This is a genomic window from Conexibacter sp. S30A1, assembly GCF_023330665.1.
Classification (GTDB): domain Bacteria; phylum Actinomycetota; class Thermoleophilia; order Solirubrobacterales; family Solirubrobacteraceae; genus Palsa-465.
This window is the reverse complement of record NZ_CP097127.1, coordinates 3,402,139-3,419,519: the sequence shown is the minus strand read 5'-3', so window position 1 is coordinate 3,419,519 and position 17,381 is coordinate 3,402,139. Positions and strand designations below refer to the sequence as shown.

Annotated in this window: 20 protein-coding genes and 1 tRNA gene; 6 read left to right on the top strand and 15 right to left on the bottom strand. The window is 67.9% G+C overall.

The features are described from left to right. Window positions 1-25: 25 nt before the first annotated feature. The gene (locus tag M3M54_RS16450) at window positions 26-1,036 is read left to right on the top strand and encodes a metallophosphoesterase (protein ID WP_249020099.1); all 1,011 of its coding nucleotides are present in this window, start codon (window positions 26-28) and stop codon (window positions 1,034-1,036) included. Between the two features lie 6 nt (window positions 1,037-1,042). Here the strand turns inward: M3M54_RS16450 and M3M54_RS16445 are convergent, their stop codons facing one another. Continuing rightward, the gene (locus M3M54_RS16445) at window positions 1,043-2,863 is read right to left on the bottom strand and encodes an MFS transporter (protein ID WP_249020098.1); all 1,821 of its coding nucleotides are present in this window, start codon (window positions 2,861-2,863) and stop codon (window positions 1,043-1,045) included. An 87-nt stretch (window positions 2,864-2,950) separates the two neighbouring features. On the opposite strand from M3M54_RS16445, the gene M3M54_RS16440 reads away from it, so the two are divergent. Then, the gene (locus M3M54_RS16440) at window positions 2,951-3,409 is read left to right on the top strand and encodes a MarR family winged helix-turn-helix transcriptional regulator (protein ID WP_249020097.1); all 459 of its coding nucleotides are present in this window, start codon (window positions 2,951-2,953) and stop codon (window positions 3,407-3,409) included. Further along, on the top strand, window positions 3,393-3,914 hold the full coding sequence (locus M3M54_RS16435; protein ID WP_249020096.1) for a hypothetical protein: 522 nt from the start codon (window positions 3,393-3,395) through the stop codon (window positions 3,912-3,914). Before M3M54_RS16440 ends, M3M54_RS16435 begins: the two co-directional genes overlap by 17 nt. 320 nt (window positions 3,915-4,234) lie before the next feature. Here the strand turns inward: M3M54_RS16435 and M3M54_RS16430 are convergent. Next, window positions 4,235-4,308: transfer RNA gene (locus tag M3M54_RS16430), tRNA-Pro, on the bottom strand. 238 nt (window positions 4,309-4,546) lie between these two features. Here M3M54_RS16430 and M3M54_RS16775 point away from each other — a divergent pair. Then, a complete protein-coding gene (locus M3M54_RS16775) occupies window positions 4,547-4,669 on the top strand; it encodes a hypothetical protein (protein WP_256465799.1) in 123 nt (40 codons plus the stop codon). Window positions 4,670-5,036: 367 nt separating this feature from the next. Then, window positions 5,037-6,320 (top strand): D-alanyl-D-alanine carboxypeptidase/D-alanyl-D-alanine-endopeptidase, encoded by a 1,284-nt coding sequence (dacB, locus tag M3M54_RS16425; RefSeq protein ID WP_249020095.1) that lies wholly within the window; start codon window positions 5,037-5,039, stop codon window positions 6,318-6,320. Window positions 6,321-6,329: 9 nt separating this feature from the next. Here dacB and M3M54_RS16420 read toward each other — a convergent pair whose 3' ends face one another. The 4 genes from M3M54_RS16420 to surE are packed head-to-tail and all read right to left on the bottom strand — an operon-like array spanning window position 6,330 to window position 11,334. Further along, the gene (locus M3M54_RS16420; protein WP_249020094.1) at window positions 6,330-6,884 is read right to left on the bottom strand and encodes a MarR family winged helix-turn-helix transcriptional regulator; all 555 of its coding nucleotides are present in this window, start codon (window positions 6,882-6,884) and stop codon (window positions 6,330-6,332) included. After that, window positions 6,881-8,386 (bottom strand): DHA2 family efflux MFS transporter permease subunit, encoded by a 1,506-nt coding sequence (locus M3M54_RS16415; RefSeq protein ID WP_249020093.1) that lies wholly within the window; start codon window positions 8,384-8,386, stop codon window positions 6,881-6,883. The genes M3M54_RS16420 and M3M54_RS16415 overlap by 4 nt, the downstream gene beginning before the upstream one ends. A 51-nt stretch (window positions 8,387-8,437) precedes the next feature. Continuing rightward, window positions 8,438-10,507, bottom strand: a complete 2,070-nt coding sequence (gene ligA, locus M3M54_RS16410; protein WP_249020092.1) for an NAD-dependent DNA ligase LigA — start codon at window positions 10,505-10,507, stop codon at window positions 8,438-8,440. Next, complete coding sequence (gene surE / locus M3M54_RS16405; protein ID WP_249020091.1) at window positions 10,504-11,334, bottom strand: 5'/3'-nucleotidase SurE; 831 nt, start codon at window positions 11,332-11,334, stop codon at window positions 10,504-10,506. Before surE ends, ligA begins: the two co-directional genes overlap by 4 nt. A gap of 89 nt (window positions 11,335-11,423) precedes the next feature. Between surE and M3M54_RS16400 the strand changes: the two genes are divergently transcribed. Further along, window positions 11,424-11,870 carry a lysozyme inhibitor LprI family protein gene (locus M3M54_RS16400; protein WP_249020090.1) on the top strand — a complete coding sequence of 149 codons (447 nt, stop codon included), beginning with the start codon at window positions 11,424-11,426 and terminating at the stop codon, window positions 11,868-11,870. Here the strand turns inward: M3M54_RS16400 and truA are convergent. The 9 genes from truA to M3M54_RS16355 form a co-directional block, all read right to left on the bottom strand. Then, window positions 11,854-12,603, bottom strand: coding sequence for a tRNA pseudouridine(38-40) synthase TruA (gene truA, locus M3M54_RS16395; RefSeq protein WP_249020089.1), 750 nt, complete (start codon window positions 12,601-12,603; stop codon window positions 11,854-11,856). The genes M3M54_RS16400 and truA overlap by 17 nt on opposite strands. 91 nt (window positions 12,604-12,694) lie before the next feature. After that, window positions 12,695-13,048, bottom strand: a complete 354-nt coding sequence (rplQ, locus tag M3M54_RS16390; RefSeq protein WP_249020088.1) for a 50S ribosomal protein L17 — start codon at window positions 13,046-13,048, stop codon at window positions 12,695-12,697. Between the two features lie 28 nt (window positions 13,049-13,076). Then, window positions 13,077-14,060, bottom strand: coding sequence for a DNA-directed RNA polymerase subunit alpha (locus M3M54_RS16385; protein WP_249020087.1), 984 nt, complete (start codon window positions 14,058-14,060; stop codon window positions 13,077-13,079). 104 nt (window positions 14,061-14,164) lie between these two features. Further along, the gene (gene rpsD, locus M3M54_RS16380; RefSeq protein WP_249020086.1) at window positions 14,165-14,785 is read right to left on the bottom strand and encodes a 30S ribosomal protein S4; all 621 of its coding nucleotides are present in this window, start codon (window positions 14,783-14,785) and stop codon (window positions 14,165-14,167) included. 4 nt (window positions 14,786-14,789) lie between these two features. Continuing rightward, window positions 14,790-15,188, bottom strand: a complete 399-nt coding sequence (rpsK, locus tag M3M54_RS16375; protein ID WP_249020085.1) for a 30S ribosomal protein S11 — start codon at window positions 15,186-15,188, stop codon at window positions 14,790-14,792. Window positions 15,189-15,191: 3 nt separating this feature from the next. Further along, window positions 15,192-15,575, bottom strand: coding sequence for a 30S ribosomal protein S13 (rpsM, locus tag M3M54_RS16370; RefSeq protein WP_249020084.1), 384 nt, complete (start codon window positions 15,573-15,575; stop codon window positions 15,192-15,194). Between the two features lie 4 nt (window positions 15,576-15,579). Further along, window positions 15,580-15,693, bottom strand: a complete 114-nt coding sequence (gene rpmJ / locus M3M54_RS16365; protein WP_012932843.1) for a 50S ribosomal protein L36 — start codon at window positions 15,691-15,693, stop codon at window positions 15,580-15,582. Window positions 15,694-15,840: 147 nt separating this feature from the next. Then, window positions 15,841-16,626, bottom strand: coding sequence for a type I methionyl aminopeptidase (gene map, locus M3M54_RS16360; RefSeq protein ID WP_249020083.1), 786 nt, complete (start codon window positions 16,624-16,626; stop codon window positions 15,841-15,843). Window positions 16,627-16,656: 30 nt separating this feature from the next. Next, complete coding sequence (locus M3M54_RS16355) at window positions 16,657-17,334, bottom strand: adenylate kinase (protein ID WP_249020082.1); 678 nt, start codon at window positions 17,332-17,334, stop codon at window positions 16,657-16,659. Window positions 17,335-17,381 lie beyond the last annotated feature (47 nt).

The window sequence follows — 17,381 nt, the reverse complement described above, 5'->3', positions numbered from 1 at the left end:
GGCCAAGGCAACTACCCTGTGGTGCGTGACGCTCGCTCAGTTCGGCCAGTACCCGGCGGCACGCTTTGCGATCGCCCACATCTCGGACACACACCTGCTCGCCGACGGAGCTCGGCAGTTCGGGGCCATCGACACCGAACCGCACCTGCGGCGTGCGCTCGAACTCCTCGGTGACCTGGAGCAGCCACCACAGGCAATCATCGTCAGCGGCGACGTGGCTGACCGCGGCGAAGTGAACGCCTACCGGGTCGCAAAGCAGCTCGTGGAGACGGCCGCGGGACGGCTCGGCGCCCGCGTCTTCTGGACGATCGGAAACCACGACGACCGCCGCGCCTACTCAAGCGTGCTCTTCGGCGAGGAGTCAGAGGCACCGCAGGACCGGGTGCACGAACTTGACGGCCTGCGGATCATCAGCCTCGACACCACGCTTCCCGGCCACCACCACGGTGAGCTTGAGCCAGGCCAGCGGGCCTGGCTCAAAGAGGTACTCTCGGCCCCGGCCCGTCACGGCACGCTGCTGGTGATGCACCACCCGCCGCTTGCGATGGCGCTTGACCGCGTCTCGCACGTGATCGAGCTGGACGGTCAAGCGGCGCTTGCCGACGTGCTGCGCGGCAGCGACGTGCGCGCGATCCTCTCAGGCCACCTGCACTATCCGATCTATTCGACCTTCGCGGGGATTCCAGTTTTCACCGCATCCGCCACCTGCTCGACAATGGTGCTGGCGGGGCCCGAGCGCAGCTACGGCGTGCACGACAGCGGCCAGGCGATCGCGATGCTCCACCTGTTCGACGCAGGCGCCGGCGGCATGCCCGAGGCCCCGGTCACGCACACGGTGCTGCCACTCGCTCAGGCGCCGCTGGTGATCGCCCACCGCTTCGCCGAGTTCGCGGCGCTGGAGCAGATGACACACGCCCAGCGCCGGGAGCTGCTCTCGCGCCACCGCGACCGCGACGCCACAGACGACGACGGCCGCGTGCACGCGTGGCTGGACGACGCAGCCGCCGCGCCCGGCGCCGGCGGCACACAGGCGTAGAACACGCTACTGGTCGGTGTCGAGCGCGTCGACATAGGCGGCGCCAACCTCGGCCGTCGCAACCTCACCGGCGCCCAGCATGCCCGTCCCCAGCTCGTCGACCAGCGAAGTCTCACCGTGGATGTACTTGGCGCCGCGCAGCCAGGACGCAACGGCCGCGAGCAGAGCCAGCGCCGCACCGAAGTCGAAGGCGAGCCGCAGGCCGCTGCGGACCGACGAGGCGATCAGCCTCGGGAAGAACGCGCGCCCCGTGACATAGCTCATGCGCGCCGGCCCCAACGACACAAGCACCGCGTGCGGGATCTCGGTCCTGATCGGGTTGTAGCCCAGAAAGGCCGCAAACAAAGTGCCGATCGGGGGCAGGTGCGAGAACTTGACCGCCAGCGCGAGCGGCAGTCCCTGCGCCCTCAGCCCGTGCTCGAGGTGCCCTGGCAGGGAGGCCGCCAGCCCAAGCGTCACGATCGTGAAGAAGACACCGATCGAGAGCACCGAGGCGGAGTTGAAGAAGGTCCCGTTCATGCCCGCGCCGGCGCCGCGCTGGTTGGGCGGCAGGCTGTTCATCACCGCGGTCTGGTTCGGCGTGAAGAACATGCCGGAGAAGATCGAGAAGCAGAGCAGGACGGCTGCGAAGGTGACGTAGTTGAAGTCCATCGGCAGACTCTCCAGCAGCAGGAAGCCGACCGCCGAGCCGACCAGGCCGACCGTGGCGATGCCGCGCGCACCGTAGCGATCGGCGAGGATCCCCGAGAGCGGCCCGGAGAGCAGGAAGCCGACCGTCAGCGGGACCATTGCGATGCCGGCCCACAGCGGTGTCTGGGAGAAGCTGTAGCCGTGCTCGGGCAGCCAGATGCCCTGCAACCAGATGATCAGCATGAACTGCACGCCGCCGCGGCCAATGGAGGAGAGGAAGGCCGCAACGACCCCGGAGGCGTAGGGCCGCACGCGGAACAGCTCGAGGTGGAACATCGGGTTCTTGACCCGGCGCTCGATCACGATGAACACCGCGAGCACCAGCAGGCCGCCGAAGACGCAGGCGAGCACGAACGGGTTGGTCCAGCCCATCGTGTCACCGCCGTAGGGCAAAAGGCCGTAGACGATGCCGACGAGCACGGCGGTCAGGCCCAACGCGAAGGTCAGGTTGCCCCACCAGTCGATGCTCGACTGCTGGCGTACCCCCGTGTCCTTCAGCTTCAGGTACGCCCAGACGGTACCGAACACACCGAAGGGCACCGAGACCAGAAAGACCAGCCGCCACTCCACGGGGGCCAGCACGCCGCCGAGGATCAGGCCGAGGAAGGAGCCGGTGACCAGCGCGACGCCGTTGATGCCCATCGCCTTGCCGCGCTCATCGGGCGGAAAGGCGTCGGTCAGGATGGCGCTCGAGTTGGCAAACAGGAAGGCGCCGCCGAGCCCCTGGCCCGCGCGCATCACGATGATCCAGATCGCCGCCGAGGCGCCCGTGGTGAAGGTGATCGACAGCAGGATCGAGAAGACCGTGAAGATCGCAAAGCCGAGGTTGTACATGCGCACGCGGCCGTACATGTCACCGACCCGGCCCAGGCTGACGACCAGCACCGCGGTCACAAGCAAAAAGCCCATGAAGATCCACAGGAAGTACGAGGTGTTGCCCGGGGCGAGCGGCTGCAGGGCGATGCCACGGAAGATGTCGGGCAGCGAGATCAGCAGGATCGACTGGTTGATCGTCACCATCAGGATCCCGAGCGTCGTGTTGGAGAGCGCGATCCACTTGTAGTGATCGTTGGGCTTGCGCTCGCCCGCTGACTGGACGCGGTTTGAACCTGCTCCGTTGCTCGCCGTCGCTTCCATACCTTCCCCGTTCCGCAGGCGACCGCTCAACACGCGGCCAAACCTGCATCGCCAACACGCTTGATCGATCGACTATATAGTGCTTCGATGCGTTTGGCCGACACGTCCGCCACCTCCGAAGCCGACCTCGCACGCGAGCTTGGCGCGACGCTCACACGCCTCTACGCGTTCCTGCGTTCGGCGATCCTGCCCCAGGGCATGACCCTGACGCAGGCCTCGGCGCTGGCCACCCTGCGCCGCGAGGGACCTCAGCGGGTGACCGACCTCGCGGCCCGCGAAGGGGTGCGTCAGCCGACCTGCACCGGCCTCGTGAACGTCATGGAGGAGCAGGGCTGGGTGCGCCGGCGCGACGACGCAAGCGACCGGCGCGCCGTGATGGTCGAGCTGACCGAGGCCGGCCACCAAGCACTGGAGGACATCACTGCCGCCAGGGTCAGCGTGCTCGAGCAGCGCCTGGGAGCGCTCGATGAGGGCGAGCGCGCAGCGCTCGCCCTAGCGCTCCCCAGCCTGCTGCGCCTGATCGAGTCACGTGGCAGCGGCGCTTAGCGTGCCGCCGTCGGACAGCACGGCGCCGCCGTACGCCAGCGGCCTGCTCGAAACCGAGCCTGGCACCTTCATCCACTGGGAGCGGATCGTAGAAGCGTACGCGCGCCGACTCGCGGGCTCCGACCTCGTTGAACGTGAGGCGGCGGCGGGCGAATGGGACCGCTGGGAAAACACGCACATGCGCCTTGCCCCGGGGCGGCGTGAGCGCGAGCTGCTGCACGAGGACCCGGTCGAGCGGCTCGTGTTCGCCACCCTCGTCAGCCACTACTGGTCCAGCGATGCGTTCCTGCCGGCCGAACAGGCGATCCTTGTGCGGCTCGACAGTCTGCGCGACATACCGCTGCGCATGGTTCACGGCCGCTACGACATCAGCAGCCCGCTCAGCACCGCGTGGCGCATCAGCCAGGCGTTGCCCCACAGCAGGCTGGTCATCGCCGAGGACGCGGGGCACGGTGGCCCGGGGATATACGGGCGCCTGCGCGAGGCCGTGCTTGAGCTCCTCTGAGCTGGCCGCCGGGGTGCTTGAGACGGGCCGCGCCGCTGTGAGCGCTCCCCCCACTGTGAAGTTTGTGAGTTTGACCACCAGATCTGGTGGTCAAACTCACAAAGAACGCACGGGGGGTACTGGGCGGCGGCGTTCACAACGCGCTCGACCCCGCGATCACCTGTTGGGCGCGGCCCACCGACCCCTTGCAACCAACCCCTTGCGCGATGATGCGCCCTGGCGACGCCGGTTGGGCCTGAGGCGGCTCACGCCCAGGCCCGCAGCGACCGAAAAGGCTCCCAGCCTGGAGGGATGACGCTGCGGGCCTGGTGTGATAGTTATCGGGGCGCCCGGATTCGAACCGGGGACCTCACCGACCCGAACGGTGCGCGCTACCAGGCTGCGCCACGCCCCGAGTTGACCCATTGTGGCACGCGCGCCGCGCGGGCACTGCCTTGGGCGGCGTTGCGCGGTGGCCTGCGCGCCACGCGCCCTCCGCTCAACGTCAAACCGCGTCGACGTCCGGTTGCGTCCGTCTGGGCAAGGCGCAATAATTAGTCCATGTACTGATCGTCACAAGGAGGCAGGGTCCAATGGCTAATCACCTGACGCCTAGCGAACTCGCACGAGAGTCCGGACTTGAACGCTCGGAAGTGATCGCTAAGTGCGTCGAGTGGGGTATCCCGATCTTCCACGGAAAGATCGACAAAACCCTGTTCAGCTCCAACATGCGGGAGCTGGCCGATGTCGGCACCCGCCAAGCTCTCAGCGTCTAGCGCACAGGAGGGTTCACCGGCCAATCACGGACACCAAGCGCGCCGCCGGGGGCGCGCCGAGAACGATCAGCCAGCTTAGGCGCCCCAGCCAGGGGCGCAGCGCCGCCTGCACAGCGCGAGTCAACACGATGACGTCTATGACGCAGACTCGCCTTCAGGCGGCGCGTCGTTTCGCCCCGCGTCGTTTCGCCCCGCGTCGTTTCGCCCCGCGTGGTTTGATAGTCAGATGCCCCCTGGATCCGTACGCCAGCCGATAGTCGCGATTGCCACGGTCACCTGTGCCACGCTCCTGGCCGCGGGGGGCTTTGCTCTAACAGGAGGCCAACGCGCAGACGCAGCCAATCCCGCCACCGGCACAACGACTCAGGTGGCAACGGTCCCAACAGGCTCGACCACCCAGCGCGCGGAGCTGCCGCTGCCGCAAGGGATCGGCCGACGCTCGGACGTGCCACCGCCGCCGGCCCCGCCGTCAACTGCACTGAACGCCTTGCAGCACAAGCTGCGGGCCGACATCTCCAGCGGGCCCGGGAGCAGCAGCGGGCTGGTCGTGGACATGACGACAAACCGCACGCTCTGGGCCTACAACGACAACACGCCGCGCCTACCCGCCTCGGTTGAGAAGCTCTGGACCACGACCACGGCGCTGCTCGAACTCGGGCCCAAGGCCACCTTCCAGACCCGCGTGTACGGCAACGGCAGGCTCACCTCCGCGGGCACCCTGATCGGCACGCTCTACCTGCGCGGCGGCGGTGATCCGACGTTCGGTTCAACCACCTTCGACCAGGAGATGTATGGCACGGGTGCCACCGTGCAGAAGCTCGCCGCAGACATCCGCGCGTTGGGCATCACCCGCATCCAGGGCCGGATCGTCGGCGACGATTCCTACTTCGATTCGCTGCGCGGCACGCCCGCCACCGGCTACCGCGCCAACCTCGCGGTGGAGGGCGAACTCAGCGCGCTCTCCTACGACGCCGGCTTCACCAATCTCCAAGAGGATCAGCTTCAGGCAAACCCGCCGCTGTTTGCGGCGCAGGCGTTCGCCGCCGCGCTGCGGGCTGACGGCGTGCGGGTCGCGCCGAGCACGAGCATCGGGACCGGACGCACCCCACCCACAGCCACACAACTTGCCAGCGAGAGCTCGCCAAACCTGGCGCAGCTGATGGCGCTCACCAACAGCCCCTCGGACAACTTCTTTGCCGAGACACTGCTCAAGGACATCGGCGCGCAACTCGGCGGGGGCGGCAGCACCGCACGCGGGGCAGCCGTCGTGCGCCGCTTCATCGGCGCCACGTTCGGCCTGCACCCGCGCTTGGACGATGGCTCCGGGCTGTCGCGCTACGACCGCACCAGCGCCCGCCAGATCGTGCTCCTGCTACGCGAGATGCGCGACCAGCCAGCGTTCTTCGACTCGCTGGCGATCGCGGGCGTCCGTGGCACCTGGCGCTACCAGATGGTCGGCACGCCGGCGGTCAACAACTGCCGCGGCAAGGACGGGACCCTGCACGATGTGGCCAATCTCGTCGGCTACTGCCGCGCCGCCAACGGCCACCAGCTGGTCTTCGCCTTCTTCATGAACGGCCTGAGCAACCCCGCCGCCGGCCACCAGCGGGAGGACAGGGCAGGCGCGGCGCTCGCCGAGTATCGCGGCTAGCGCCTCGCCTCAGGTGTCGAGGTCGTCGCTGGAGAGCGAGTCGAACACCGAGGCGATCCGCTCGAGCACGGCGGCCGCCGTACTGAGCTCCTCCTCGGAGAAGCTGGCCAGAGCGCCGCGCCAGTGCGCGTCGAGCCGGCGCTGACGCTCGCCGACGAGCTCCGCGCCACGCTCGGTCAAAACCGACAGCACGACCCGTCGGTCCTGATCAGAGCGCGTGCGGCGCACGAGACCGGCGGCCTCCAGGTGCTCGAGCATCTGGGCAACGGTTGACGCCGAGAGATCGGTCTGCTCGGCCAGCTCCCGAGCTGAGCGTTCACAGGCGCCGGCGAGCCCGTGCAGGAGGCCGTACTGGGCATAGCTGATCTGCCCCGCTCGCTGCGTCTCGCGCCCGCGCAGCCTGCGCACCGCGACCATCGCCCGCTTGAAGGCCAACCCGAGCCGACCGCTGGCTGTCTCAGGGTCGTAGAAGGCGCCCACTCCCGCCGGCGGCCCCGCTGGGCCGCCGGCGTTCCCGCCCGTCACCGGACTCTCGGCCCCGGCAGAGGGCGCACCATCGCTCATGCGAGCGCCTCCGCCACGGCACCGCTCGAGATCGCGATGCGATCTGGATTCTCACCGGCGGGCGCCGCGATGCGCGCGCCGCGCTCGGCCCGCATCAGCACCACACACGGGATCACCGCCAGCGCGGCGATCCCCACCGACCACCAGAAGGCGGTGCCGTAGGCTGATGCCGCACCGGCGGCCGTGTGCACACCGCGCTCGGCGTTGGCCAGCACCACCGCGAGGATCGTCGTGCCGACGGATCCACCCACGCGGTTGAGCACATTGAGCTGCGGGGTGGCGTCCGCGACCTCGCTGCGGTCGAGCGCCGCGAACGCGGCCGTCATCGCCGGCATGAAGCTCGCGCCCATGCCCGCACCGCGCATGAACATCGCAAAGCAGAGCAGGACCACCGAGGTGTGGGCGCCGATCAGCCCGAAGGGCACGGTCAGCACAGCCGTCGCGGTCACGCCAACGAGCGCCACCGGCCCACCGCCGTAGCGGTCGGTCAAACGCGCCGCGAGCGGCATCGTGACCGCCATCCCGAGACCCTGCGGGCCGGTCAGCAGTCCTGTATCGATCACGTTGTAGCCGCGCAGCTCCTGCCAGTAGAGCGGCATCAGGATCATCGCGCCAAACACGGCCGCGCCAAGCGCGAACATCACGATCGATGCCGCCGAGAAGTGCAGGCGCCGGTAGAGATGGAGGTCCAGCAACGGGCTCTTGATCCGCAGGGCGTGCAGCACGAAGGCGGCTACGAGCACCACTCCGACCCCGACCGGCAGCCACACGTGGGTGTTGTTGAAACTCCCATAGGTGCCGGCCTCCGCGAGGCCATAGGTGATGCCGACGAGCCCGGTGGACATCAGCGCAAGACCGAGGAAGTCAAGCGTCTCGGTCGTCCGCTGCGCGCGCGCCGGCGAGGGCAGCAGCCTGAACGAGAGCGGGATGGCGAAGGCGCCGACCACGATGTTCACGAAGAAGATCCAGTGCCAGCTCAGGGTCTGGATGAGGACACCGCCGATCAGCGGTCCAAGCGTCGGCGCGAGCATCATCGGCACCGCGACGAGCGCCATCACCCGCCCCATCCGCCTGGGGCCGGCGGCATCAGCCATCAGGATCTGCGCGAGCGGCATGATCATGCCGCCACCAACGCCCTGCAGCACGCGGAAGAAGATCAGCTCGGTGGCGGAGGTCGAGAGCCCGCACATCAGTGAGCCCAGCGTGAACAGCGTCAGCGAGATCAGGAACAGCGGCTTGGCGCCGAAGCGCCGGGATGCCCAGCCGGTGACCGGGATGACCGCGGCCAGCGCGAGCATGTAGCCGGTGATCACCCACTGGATGTTGGCGAGGCTCGAGTGCAGCTGCTTGCCGAGCGTGGCGAGCGCCACGTTGACGATCGTCGTGTCCAGGATCGACATCACGGCCCCGAGCATGGCCACACCGGAGATGATCCAGACGTGGCGGGGAATGCGGTCTGTGTCTTGCGCCTCGAAGGCGGCTGCGCTCAATGTCTCTGTCATATAAGTGATGCTAGCAAATCATTTGCTACCTCTCGATTAGCCCCCTCATCATCAGCTGCTTGACGACTCTACTCCCCCACCACCGTGACCGGCCAGCAGCTCCAGCAGCCCCGCCTCGTCCAGGACCGGTACCCCCAGGGCCTCTGCCCGCGCAAGCTTTGAGCCATAGCTGTCACCCGCCACAACGTAGGCGGTCTTCTTGGACACCGACCCCGTCACTTTGCCGCCGGCGTCCACGATCAGCGCGGTCGCCTGTTCTCGGGTCAGCCCCGGCAGGGTCCCGGTCAGGACCAGCGTCAGCCCCGCCAACGGGCCTTCGCGGCCCGGGGTGCGGTCCTGCGCGAAGTTCAGGCCCTGCGCACGCAACGTCGCGATCAGACTGCGCATCGCCGGGTCACCGAGCTGCGCGTGGATCGCCGCAGCCATCTTCGGCCCGACGCCCGGTGTCTGCGCGAGCTCCTCAGGCGAGGCCGCAAGCAGCGCGTCGACGTCGCCAAACTGCTGGGCGAGCGCGCGGCCGGTCACGTCACCGACCTCCTCGATCCCGACCGCGAACAGAACACGACCAAACGGCCTTGCCTTGGACGCTTCGATCGCATCAAAGAGCTTGCGCACCGAGGTCTCGCCGTAGCCAGTCAGCGCGAGCAGCTGCTGCTCTCGCTCCGGCAGACGGTAGACGTCGGCGGCACTCTGCAACCAACCGCGCTCCATGAAGGCCAGCACCTGGCGCTCGCCAAGCCCTTCGATATCCATCGCCTCGACGAAGTGCGTGAGCAGCTGGAGACGGCGACCTGGGCAGTCACGATTGGGACAGCGGGTGAAGACCGAACCCTCGGGCTTGACGGTCGGCGTTGCGCAGACGGGGCAGCGCTCCGGGGGGCGCGGCTTGGGCGGACGGTCGGAGCGTTCCGCGACGTGCGGCGCGGGCCCGACGACCTGCGGGATCACGTCGCCGGCCCGCAGCACGATCACCGGCTCGCCGATCCGCAGATCCTTGCGAGCGAGGTCCTCCTCGTTGTGCAGCGTCGCCTGTTTGACGGTGACGCCGCCGACGTGTACCGGCGCAAGCATCGCGTACGGGTGAAGGTCACCGAACTTGCCGGGGTTCCAGCCGATGTCGAGCAGCGTGGTGAGCGCCGTTGTGGGAGGAAACTTCCAGGCCACGGCCCAGCGCGGCTCGCGGCCAACCACGCCGAGCCGTCGCTGAAGCTCGAGATCGTTGACCTTGACGACCACGCCGTCGATCTCGAAGTCAAGCGAGCCACGCCGCTCCTGCCAGCGCTCGCACTGAGCCACCACCTCGTCCTCACCAGAGATCACACGGATGTCGGGATGCACCGGAAACCCGAGCTCGCGCAGCCACTCGAGCGCCGCCCAATGGGTCGCAAAGCCAACACCCTCTGAGACCACGCCGAGCTGGTAGGCCCAGAACGAGAGTGGCCGCTCCGCGGCGAGCCTGGGGTCGAGCTGGCGTACGGTCCCGGCGGCCGAGTTGCGCGGGTTCATGAAGGTCGACTCGCCCGCGGCAGCGCGACGCTCGTTGAGCGCCTGAAAGTCCGGCAGCGACATGTACACCTCGCCGCGCACCTCCACCAGCGGTGGCGGCGCAACGGCGCGCAGACGCAGCGGGATCTGCGCGATCGTGCGCAGGTTGTGGGTCACATCCTCGCCGGTCTGCCCGTCACCGCGGGTGACGCCACGCGCCAGCAGCCCATCCTCATAGACCAGCGACATGGCCAGACCATCGATCTTTGGTTCGGCCACGAACTCAAAGACAGGGTCCTCGATTCCCTCCCGCGCAAGGAAGTTGCGCATGCGCACAATCCACGCGCGCAGCTCCGCGGCCGAGCGGACGTTGGCCAGCGAGAGCATCCGCTGCAGATGTTCAACCTTGACGAGGTCGGACACCGGCACCTCGCCGACTCGCTGGGTTGGTGAGTCCGGGGTCACCAGTTCGGGATGCTCTGCCTCGAGCTCACGCAGCTCGCTATAGAGCGCGTCGTACGCGTCATCGCCGATCTCCGGATCGTCGAGCACGTGGTAGCGATAGGAGTGGTGAGCGATGAGCTCGCGCAGCTGCGCGACCCGGTCAGCTTCGCTGTCGCCGTCAGCGAACGTCACGACTCGCTGGTTCGTCGTGCCGGCTCGAGCAGGTGGTCCAGCCCGTGTTCAAGCAGCGCCCGCACACCGGTGTGATCGGTCAGATCGAAGTGCAGCGGCGTCACCGCGACCCGGCCGGAGGCAATCGCGGCAACGTCCGTGTCCGCCTCCTCGTCACTGGGTTCGACGGCTTCGCCGTAGACCCGGTAGAGACGACGGTTAGGCTGCGCGGGGTCTCTCTCAAGCAGCGCCAGCGCGTCGCGGTAGAGGCGCCTGCCGAGACGTGCCACCTCGATGCCCTCCGGCGCGCGCCCGGGAAAGTTGACGTTGAGCAGCGTGCCCTCAGCCAGCGGCGTGGCCGCGAGCTCCGCGACCAGCCGGGCGGTGAAGGCGGCTGCGGCCGTGAAGTCGAAGCTTTCGCTCTGGCGAAAGTCAAGCTCGAGTGCGGCCGACTGCTGTGAGACCGCAATCCCGGGCAGGCCGAGGACGATCGCCTCGAGCGCAGCCGCGACCGTGCCCGAGTAGGTGATGTCGTCGCCGAGATTGGAGCCGTGGTTGACCCCCGCGACCACCAGTTCGGGCGCCCAGCCGTCCACCAGGCCCAGGCTCGCCAGGCGCACACAGTCAACGGGGGTGCCGTCGGTCGCGTAGCCCACACCGCCGTCGGCGAAGCTGAACTCCTGTACCCAGAGGGGGCGGCGGACGGTGATCGACCGTGCCATCGCGGAGCGGTTGCCGTCCGGGGCGACCACCAGCAGATCGATGCCGGGCAGCTCGAGCAGCGCCTCCCGCAGACGCCCGAGACCCTCGGCCTCGATGCCGTCGTCGTTTGTCAGAAGCACGCGCATGACACCAAGGCTAGAGCGCGCGGCGGCGGGCCGATGTGCCGCCGCGCGGGTTGCTTAGATGGTCGTGCATGTTGCTACGACGGTTCCCCATGGCCACGGCACTCGGCGGTGCCCTGACCGCCTGCGCAGTCGCGCTCGCCCTGACGCTGCTCGCCCCCGCGGGCAGCCAGGCCAAGACGCGTATCGCACCGCCGCTGGTGCACGAGCACTTCACGCTCCTTCACTGCCCCAAGAACCCCCGTACCACGCTGCAGATCGAGGGCTGCGCCGAACACCGGGTGCTGAGCATCGACAGGACGATCGACACGCTCAACGCGAAGGCGTTTGCCCGACTCGGCACCTCCGGCCGGCTGGCGTTCATCCGGGCCACCACGGACTGGTTGGGCTACCGCGACGCGGAGTGCACGAGCGAGGCTTCGATCTATGCGGGCGGCAGCGTCCAGCCTGTGGCCTACGCCAACTGCCTGGTTTCGATCGACAGCTCGCACGTCAGGGATCTGCGCAGCGCGCTGGTCGCGCTCAGCCCGGCCGGCTGAGCAGCCGCCGGCCGCCGTAGCCGGCGCCGGCGAAGCAGAGGCCGCACGCGGGGGCCGTGGGGCCAGCCTGCGCCCGCGGGGCGCCGTCCAGCAGCCGCCCGAACTGCTCGAGCGATCGTCGGCCGCGAGCGACCTCCAGCATCGTGCCGACGAGCACGCGGTTCATGTGGCGCATGAAGGTGTCAGCCTCGATCCAGAACTCCAGCACGTCGTGCTCCGTGACCAGCCACCGCGCCGCGTAGACGTCGCGCTCGAAGCGCACGTGGTAGGTGTCGGCCGGCGTGAACGCGCGGAAGTCATGCGTGCCGACCAGCAGCGCCGCGCACGCCTCGAGCGCCGCGCGGTCGATTGGGTAGCGCCAGTGCAGCGTTCGCGCGCGATCGAGTGCCGGCCGTGCCGGCCGCGCCAGGACGCGGTAGCGGTAGGCGCGCGAGGTGCAGTCGCGTCGCGCATCAAAGCCTTCGGCCGCGGGCTCGGAGGCGATGACCGCCACGTCGGCCGGCAGCAGGGCGTTGAGGCTGCCCAGCGGGGCAGCCTCACCTGCATGGGAGGCGACCTGAGCGCTGGCGTGCACACCGGCGTCGGTGCGCCCGGCCACCGTGAGCGCCACCGGGTGGCGCAGCACAGTCTGCAGCGCGCGCTCGAGCTCAGCCTGGACGGTCCGCTGGCCTGGCTGGGCGGCCCAGCCCGCGAAGTTCGTGCCGTCGTATTCGATCGTCAGCCTGGCGCTCACCGGCGCAGTATCGCGGCACGGCGCGTCTGCGCGCCTGTCCGACCGCCTCGCTCCGCTCCCGTGAGCGGTGACCAGCGCTAGCCGGCGCCGGTCAGACCAGCTCGAGCAGGACCATCTCGGTCGAGTCCGAGCGCCGTGGCCCGAGCTTGAGGATGCGGGTGTAGCCGCCATCACGAGCGCTGTAGCGCGGCGCAACCTCCTCGAAGAGCTTGTAGACCGCGAACTTGTCCTGGCCGAGCGCCGACAGAGCCTGCCGGCGGGCGTGGAGGTCACCGCGCTTGGCGAGCGTGATGAGCTTCTCGAGCTCGGGCTTGACGGCCTTGGCCTTGGCCTCGGTCGTCTCGATGCGCTCATGCTCGATGACTTCCTTGGAGAGGTTCATCAGCAGCGACTTACGGTGTGCGGAGCTGCGCGAGAGCTGGTATCGGTTTCGTTGGTGACGCATGGAATAGGTCCTTGTGACTCGCGATAGCTTAGCCGTCGCGCAGCGTGAGGCCGCGTGCCTGCAGGGTCTCGATGACCTCGTCGATCGACTTCTTGCCGAAGTTCGGGATCGCGTTGAGCTCACCCTCGCTGCGGGACACGAGGTCTCCCACTGTCTGGATCCCGGCGCGCTTCAGGCAGTTATAGGAGCGCACGCCAAGCTCGAGCTCCTCGATCAGGATGTCGTCCATCGCGCTCGGCGCGCGGCCGCCAACACCGTGCAACGCGTCGATTCCGGCCAGTCCGGTGTCGAGGATGCCGCTCGTGTGACTGTCGCGCAGCTCGATCACGCGCTCAGCGTCGGTGAAGATCGCCAGCTGCGAGATCAGGATCTCGGCCGCTTCGCGGAGCGCGGCGTGCGGGTCGATCGAGCCGTCGGTCTCGATGTCGAGCGTGAGCTTGTCAAAGTCGGTCCGCTGCCCCACGCGCGCCTGCTCGACGTTGTAGGCGACGCGTCGCACCGGCGAGAAGATCGAGTCGATCGGGATCACGCCGATGGGTTGGTCAGGCGACTTGTTCTCCTCGGCGGGGCGGTAGCCACGGCCGCGCCCGATCGTGAGGTAGACCTCGAGCTTGGTCTGCTTCTCGAGCGTGGCGATGTGCGCGTCGGGATTGAGGATCTCGACACCGGAGGGCAGATCGATGTCCTTGGCGGTGATCTCGCCGGGGCCGCTGACGACCAGTGGCGCCTCGACCTCGCTGGCATCGGAGTGCATCCGGCACACGATCCCCTTCAGGTTCAGGACGATGTCGGTGACGTCCTCCTTGACACCCTTGATCGTGGAGAACTCGTGCGCGACACCCTCAATCCTCACACTCGTGACCGCCGCGCCAGCCAGCGACGAGAGCAGCACGCGCCGCAACGAGTTGCCGAACGTGTAGCCGAAGCCGCGGTCGAGCGGCTCGATCGTGAAAGAGCCGCGGTTCTCTTCGACTGACTCGCTGGTGATTCGGGGGACTTGGAAGTCAAGCATCGCGCGTTCCTAGCATCGTGGGTTCTGGTGCCGGCCCGCAGACCGGCGCTTCGAGGCCGCGCGCGTGGCGGCTGCGCCACCCGCACGCGGCAGGGAAAGGTTGTTTACTTCGAGTACAGCTCGACGATCAGCTGCTCCTGCACCGGAGCCGCGATCTCTCGCCGTTCCGGCCGTCGGAGCACCTTCGCCGTCAGCGAGTCGTGATCGGCCTGCAGCCAGGCGGGAACCTGGCCGGTGAGCTCGGTCGCGTCGCGGATCAGCTGGGTGGCAGACGAGCTGGCCGCGATCGCAATGACATCGCCGTCGCGCATCTGGTAGCTCGGTATGTTCACCCGGCGACCGTTGATCGTCCAGTGCCCGTGCAGGATCAGCTGCCTGGCCTGGCGTCGCGAGGCCGCGAAGCCAAGCCGCACGAGCACGTTGTCAAAACGGCACTCGAGCGTGCGCAGCAGGTTCTCACCGGTGATACCGGGCTGGCGGGAGGCCTTCTCGTAGTAGATCCGGAACTGCCTCTCGAGCACGCCGTAGTAGCGCTTGGCCTTCTGCTTCTCGCGCAGCTGCAGACGGTACTCGCTCTGCTTCTGACGCCCGCGGCCGTGCTCGCCCGGCGGATACCCGCGACGCTCGACGCCGCACTTGTCGGTCAGACAGCGCTCGCCCTTGAGGAACAGTTTCTGCCCCTCGCGCCGGCACTGCTTGCACTGCGGTCCAGTGTCTCTAGCCATGCTCCTAAACCCTCCTGCGCTTGCGGGGACGGCAGCCGTTGTGCGCTTGCGGCGTGACGTCCTTGACGCCGGTGACCTCCAAGCCCGCAGCCTGGAGCGAGCGGATCGCCGTCTCGCGCCCCGACCCAGGACCCTTGACGAAGACTTCGACCTTCTGCAGGCCGTGCTCAATGCCCTTGCGTGCGGCCGCATCGGCCGTCACCTGCGCGGCGAAGGGCGTGGACTTGCGCGAACCCTTGAAGCCAGCGCCGCCGGCCGACTCCCAGGCAATCACGTTGCCCTCGCGGTCAGTCAGCGACACGATGGTGTTGTTGAACGAGGTCTTGATGTGCGCTTGGCCGACGGGAATGTTCTTGCGAACGCGACGGCGGCCTCGCTGCGGCCTACGGGGAGCGGGGCTCATTGGCTACTTCTTACCTGCCTTCTTCTTGCCGGCCACCTGCATGCGCTTCGGGCCCTTGCGTGTACGCGCGTTGGTCTTTGTGTTCTGGCCATGCACAGGCAGGCCGCGCCGATGGCGCAGGCCGCGGTAGCAGCCGATCTCCTGCAGGCGTTTGATGTTCTGGGAGCGTTCGCGACGGAGGTCACCCTCGACGACCGCCGATTTGTCGATCAGGTCGCGCAGTTTCACGACCTCGTCCTCGGTGAGGTCCCTGACCTTGCGATCGGGCTCGATCCCGAGCTCCGCCAGCAGGCGATTGGAGGTCGGACGGCCGATGCCGTAGATGTAGGTCAGACCGATCTCGACACGCTTGTTGAGCGGGATGTTGACTCCGGCAATGCGCGCCATGCTCTCAGCCCTGCCGCTGTTTATGTCGCGGGTTGGAGCAGATCACCAGGACACGCCCGTGACGGCGGATGATCTTGCATTTTTCGCACATCGGCTTGACCGACGGTCGTACTTTCACGTCGCTTCGCTCTCGTCGTGAGTTATTGGCTCTGGATCCGCGCCGACGGCTCTGGCGACCGCTTCAGGTCGCCGCTACCGCGACGGGCTACGCACGCAGCGCAACCAGGCGCCGCGAGCGCAAAGGGTCATAGTAGCAAGCTGGTGCTCACGCCGCAGCGCGCGCCCCGGCCTTCGCCTGGTGCCAGGGCGTGAGGATCCGCGGCCCCTGCGGCGTGACCGCAATGGTGAACTCGAAGTGCGCGGCGAGCGACCCGTCGTCTGAGTAGATCGACCAGTTGTCTTCGCCCACGTGCACATCGCGCTGTCCCACGGTGACCATCGGCTCTACCGCCAGCACCATACCCGCCTCCAGCAGGACGCCGGTACCGGCCTTCCCGTAGTTGGGAACCTGAGGATCCTCGTGCATCTGACGACCAACTCCGTGCCCGACCAATGTTCGAACCACGGAGAAACCGTTTTCCTTTTCCACGTGGTGCTGGACCGCGTGGCCGATGTCGCCCAGATGCTTGCCGGGCACACACTGGGCCACGGCAAGGTGCAGAGACTCCTCGGTAACCGCAAGCAACCGCTCGGCCACGGGCGAGATGGAGCCGACGGGAAAGGTCCGCGCCGCGTCAGCCACCCAGCCATCTTTCACGACACCCACATCGACTGAGAGGATGTCGCCCCGTTCCAGCCGGTAGTCGCCGGGGATGCCGTGCACGACCATCGAGTTCGGCGAGGCACAGATGGAACCGGGGAACCCGTGGTAGCCCTTGAAGGCCGGTTCGCACCCCTGCGAGCGGATGAAGCGCTCTGCCGCCTGATCAAGCTCGAGCGTGCTGACGCCAGAGCGAATCTTCGACGCCAAAAGATCCAGTGTGCGAACCAGAACCTCTCCGGCTGCCGCCATCTGTTCGATCTGCTCGGGTGTCTTCTTGATGATCGCCATTGGTGCTCACAAGCGTAGCCGTCGGCCCGCCTACAGCGAGTCCTCCAGCAGCAGCGTGGCGATCAGCGCCCGGATGTGGTCGTGCACCTCGCCCGGTGCTCGCATCCCGTCGACACGGCGCAGCAGGCCACGGTCCTCGTAGTAGCTGATCAGTGGGGCTGTCTGTTCGTGGTAGACCAGCAGGCGCCGCTGAACCACCTCAGGCTTGTCATCGTCACGCTGGATCAGGCGCGACCCGTCCTGGTCGCAGACATCAGGCAGTTTTGGGGGGTCGTAATCGACGTGATAGTTGTGCCCGTTCTTGACACAGACCCGACGCCCGGCAATGCGCTTGACGATCTCCTCGTCCGGCACCTCGATCAGCAGCACGGCCGTGATGCGACGACCCTGCTGCTGCAGCTGGCGCTCGAGCGCACCAGCCTGGGCCAGGTTCCGCGGGAAGCCGTCCAGGATGAAGCCATCGCGCGTGTCATCCTCCTCCAGCCGCTCGGCCGTCATGGCCAGGATCAGATCATCCGGTACCAGGCCGCCAGCGTCCATGTGTTGCTTGGCGGCCATGCCGAGCTCGGTCTGAGCCTTGACATTCGCACGCAACATCTCCCCGGTCGCTATGTACGCCAGCCCGAAGTCCGACTGGAGGCGTTCGGCCTGCGTTCCCTTACCGGCACCGGGGGGTCCTACCAGGATCAGGTTGAGCTGCCGGGCCATGGGGTGGGGATCATATCGGGCAGGGACACCGACAGGCCGTCGAGAGC

Bases quoted from the DNA above. Each gene is read 5' to 3' on its own strand.
- M3M54_RS16445 (WP_249020098.1), bottom strand. From the start codon at position 2,863: ATGGAAGCGACGGCGAGCAACGGAGCAGGTTCAAACCGCGTCCAGTCA.
- surE (WP_249020091.1), bottom strand. From the start codon at position 11,334: ATGCGCGTGCTTCTGACAAACGACGACGGCATCGAGGCCGAGGGTCTC.
- M3M54_RS16415 (WP_249020093.1), bottom strand. From the start codon at position 8,386: ATGACAGAGACATTGAGCGCAGCCGCCTTCGAGGCGCAAGACACAGAC.
- M3M54_RS16420 (WP_249020094.1), bottom strand. From the start codon at position 6,884: ATGAGCGATGGTGCGCCCTCTGCCGGGGCCGAGAGTCCGGTGACGGGC.
- M3M54_RS16385 (WP_249020087.1), bottom strand. From the start codon at position 14,060: ATGCTTGACTTCCAAGTCCCCCGAATCACCAGCGAGTCAGTCGAAGAG.
- M3M54_RS16400 (WP_249020090.1), top strand. From the start codon at position 11,424: ATGGCCACGGCACTCGGCGGTGCCCTGACCGCCTGCGCAGTCGCGCTC.
- M3M54_RS16440 (WP_249020097.1), top strand. From the start codon at position 2,951: ATGCGTTTGGCCGACACGTCCGCCACCTCCGAAGCCGACCTCGCACGC.
- rpsD (WP_249020086.1), bottom strand. From the start codon at position 14,785: ATGGCTAGAGACACTGGACCGCAGTGCAAGCAGTGCCGGCGCGAGGGG.
- M3M54_RS16355 (WP_249020082.1), bottom strand. From the start codon at position 17,334: ATGGCCCGGCAGCTCAACCTGATCCTGGTAGGACCCCCCGGTGCCGGT.
- rpsK (WP_249020085.1), bottom strand. From the start codon at position 15,188: ATGAGCCCCGCTCCCCGTAGGCCGCAGCGAGGCCGCCGTCGCGTTCGC.
- rpsM (WP_249020084.1), bottom strand. From the start codon at position 15,575: ATGGCGCGCATTGCCGGAGTCAACATCCCGCTCAACAAGCGTGTCGAG.
- rplQ (WP_249020088.1), bottom strand. From the start codon at position 13,048: ATGCGTCACCAACGAAACCGATACCAGCTCTCGCGCAGCTCCGCACAC.
- map (WP_249020083.1), bottom strand. From the start codon at position 16,626: ATGGCGATCATCAAGAAGACACCCGAGCAGATCGAACAGATGGCGGCA.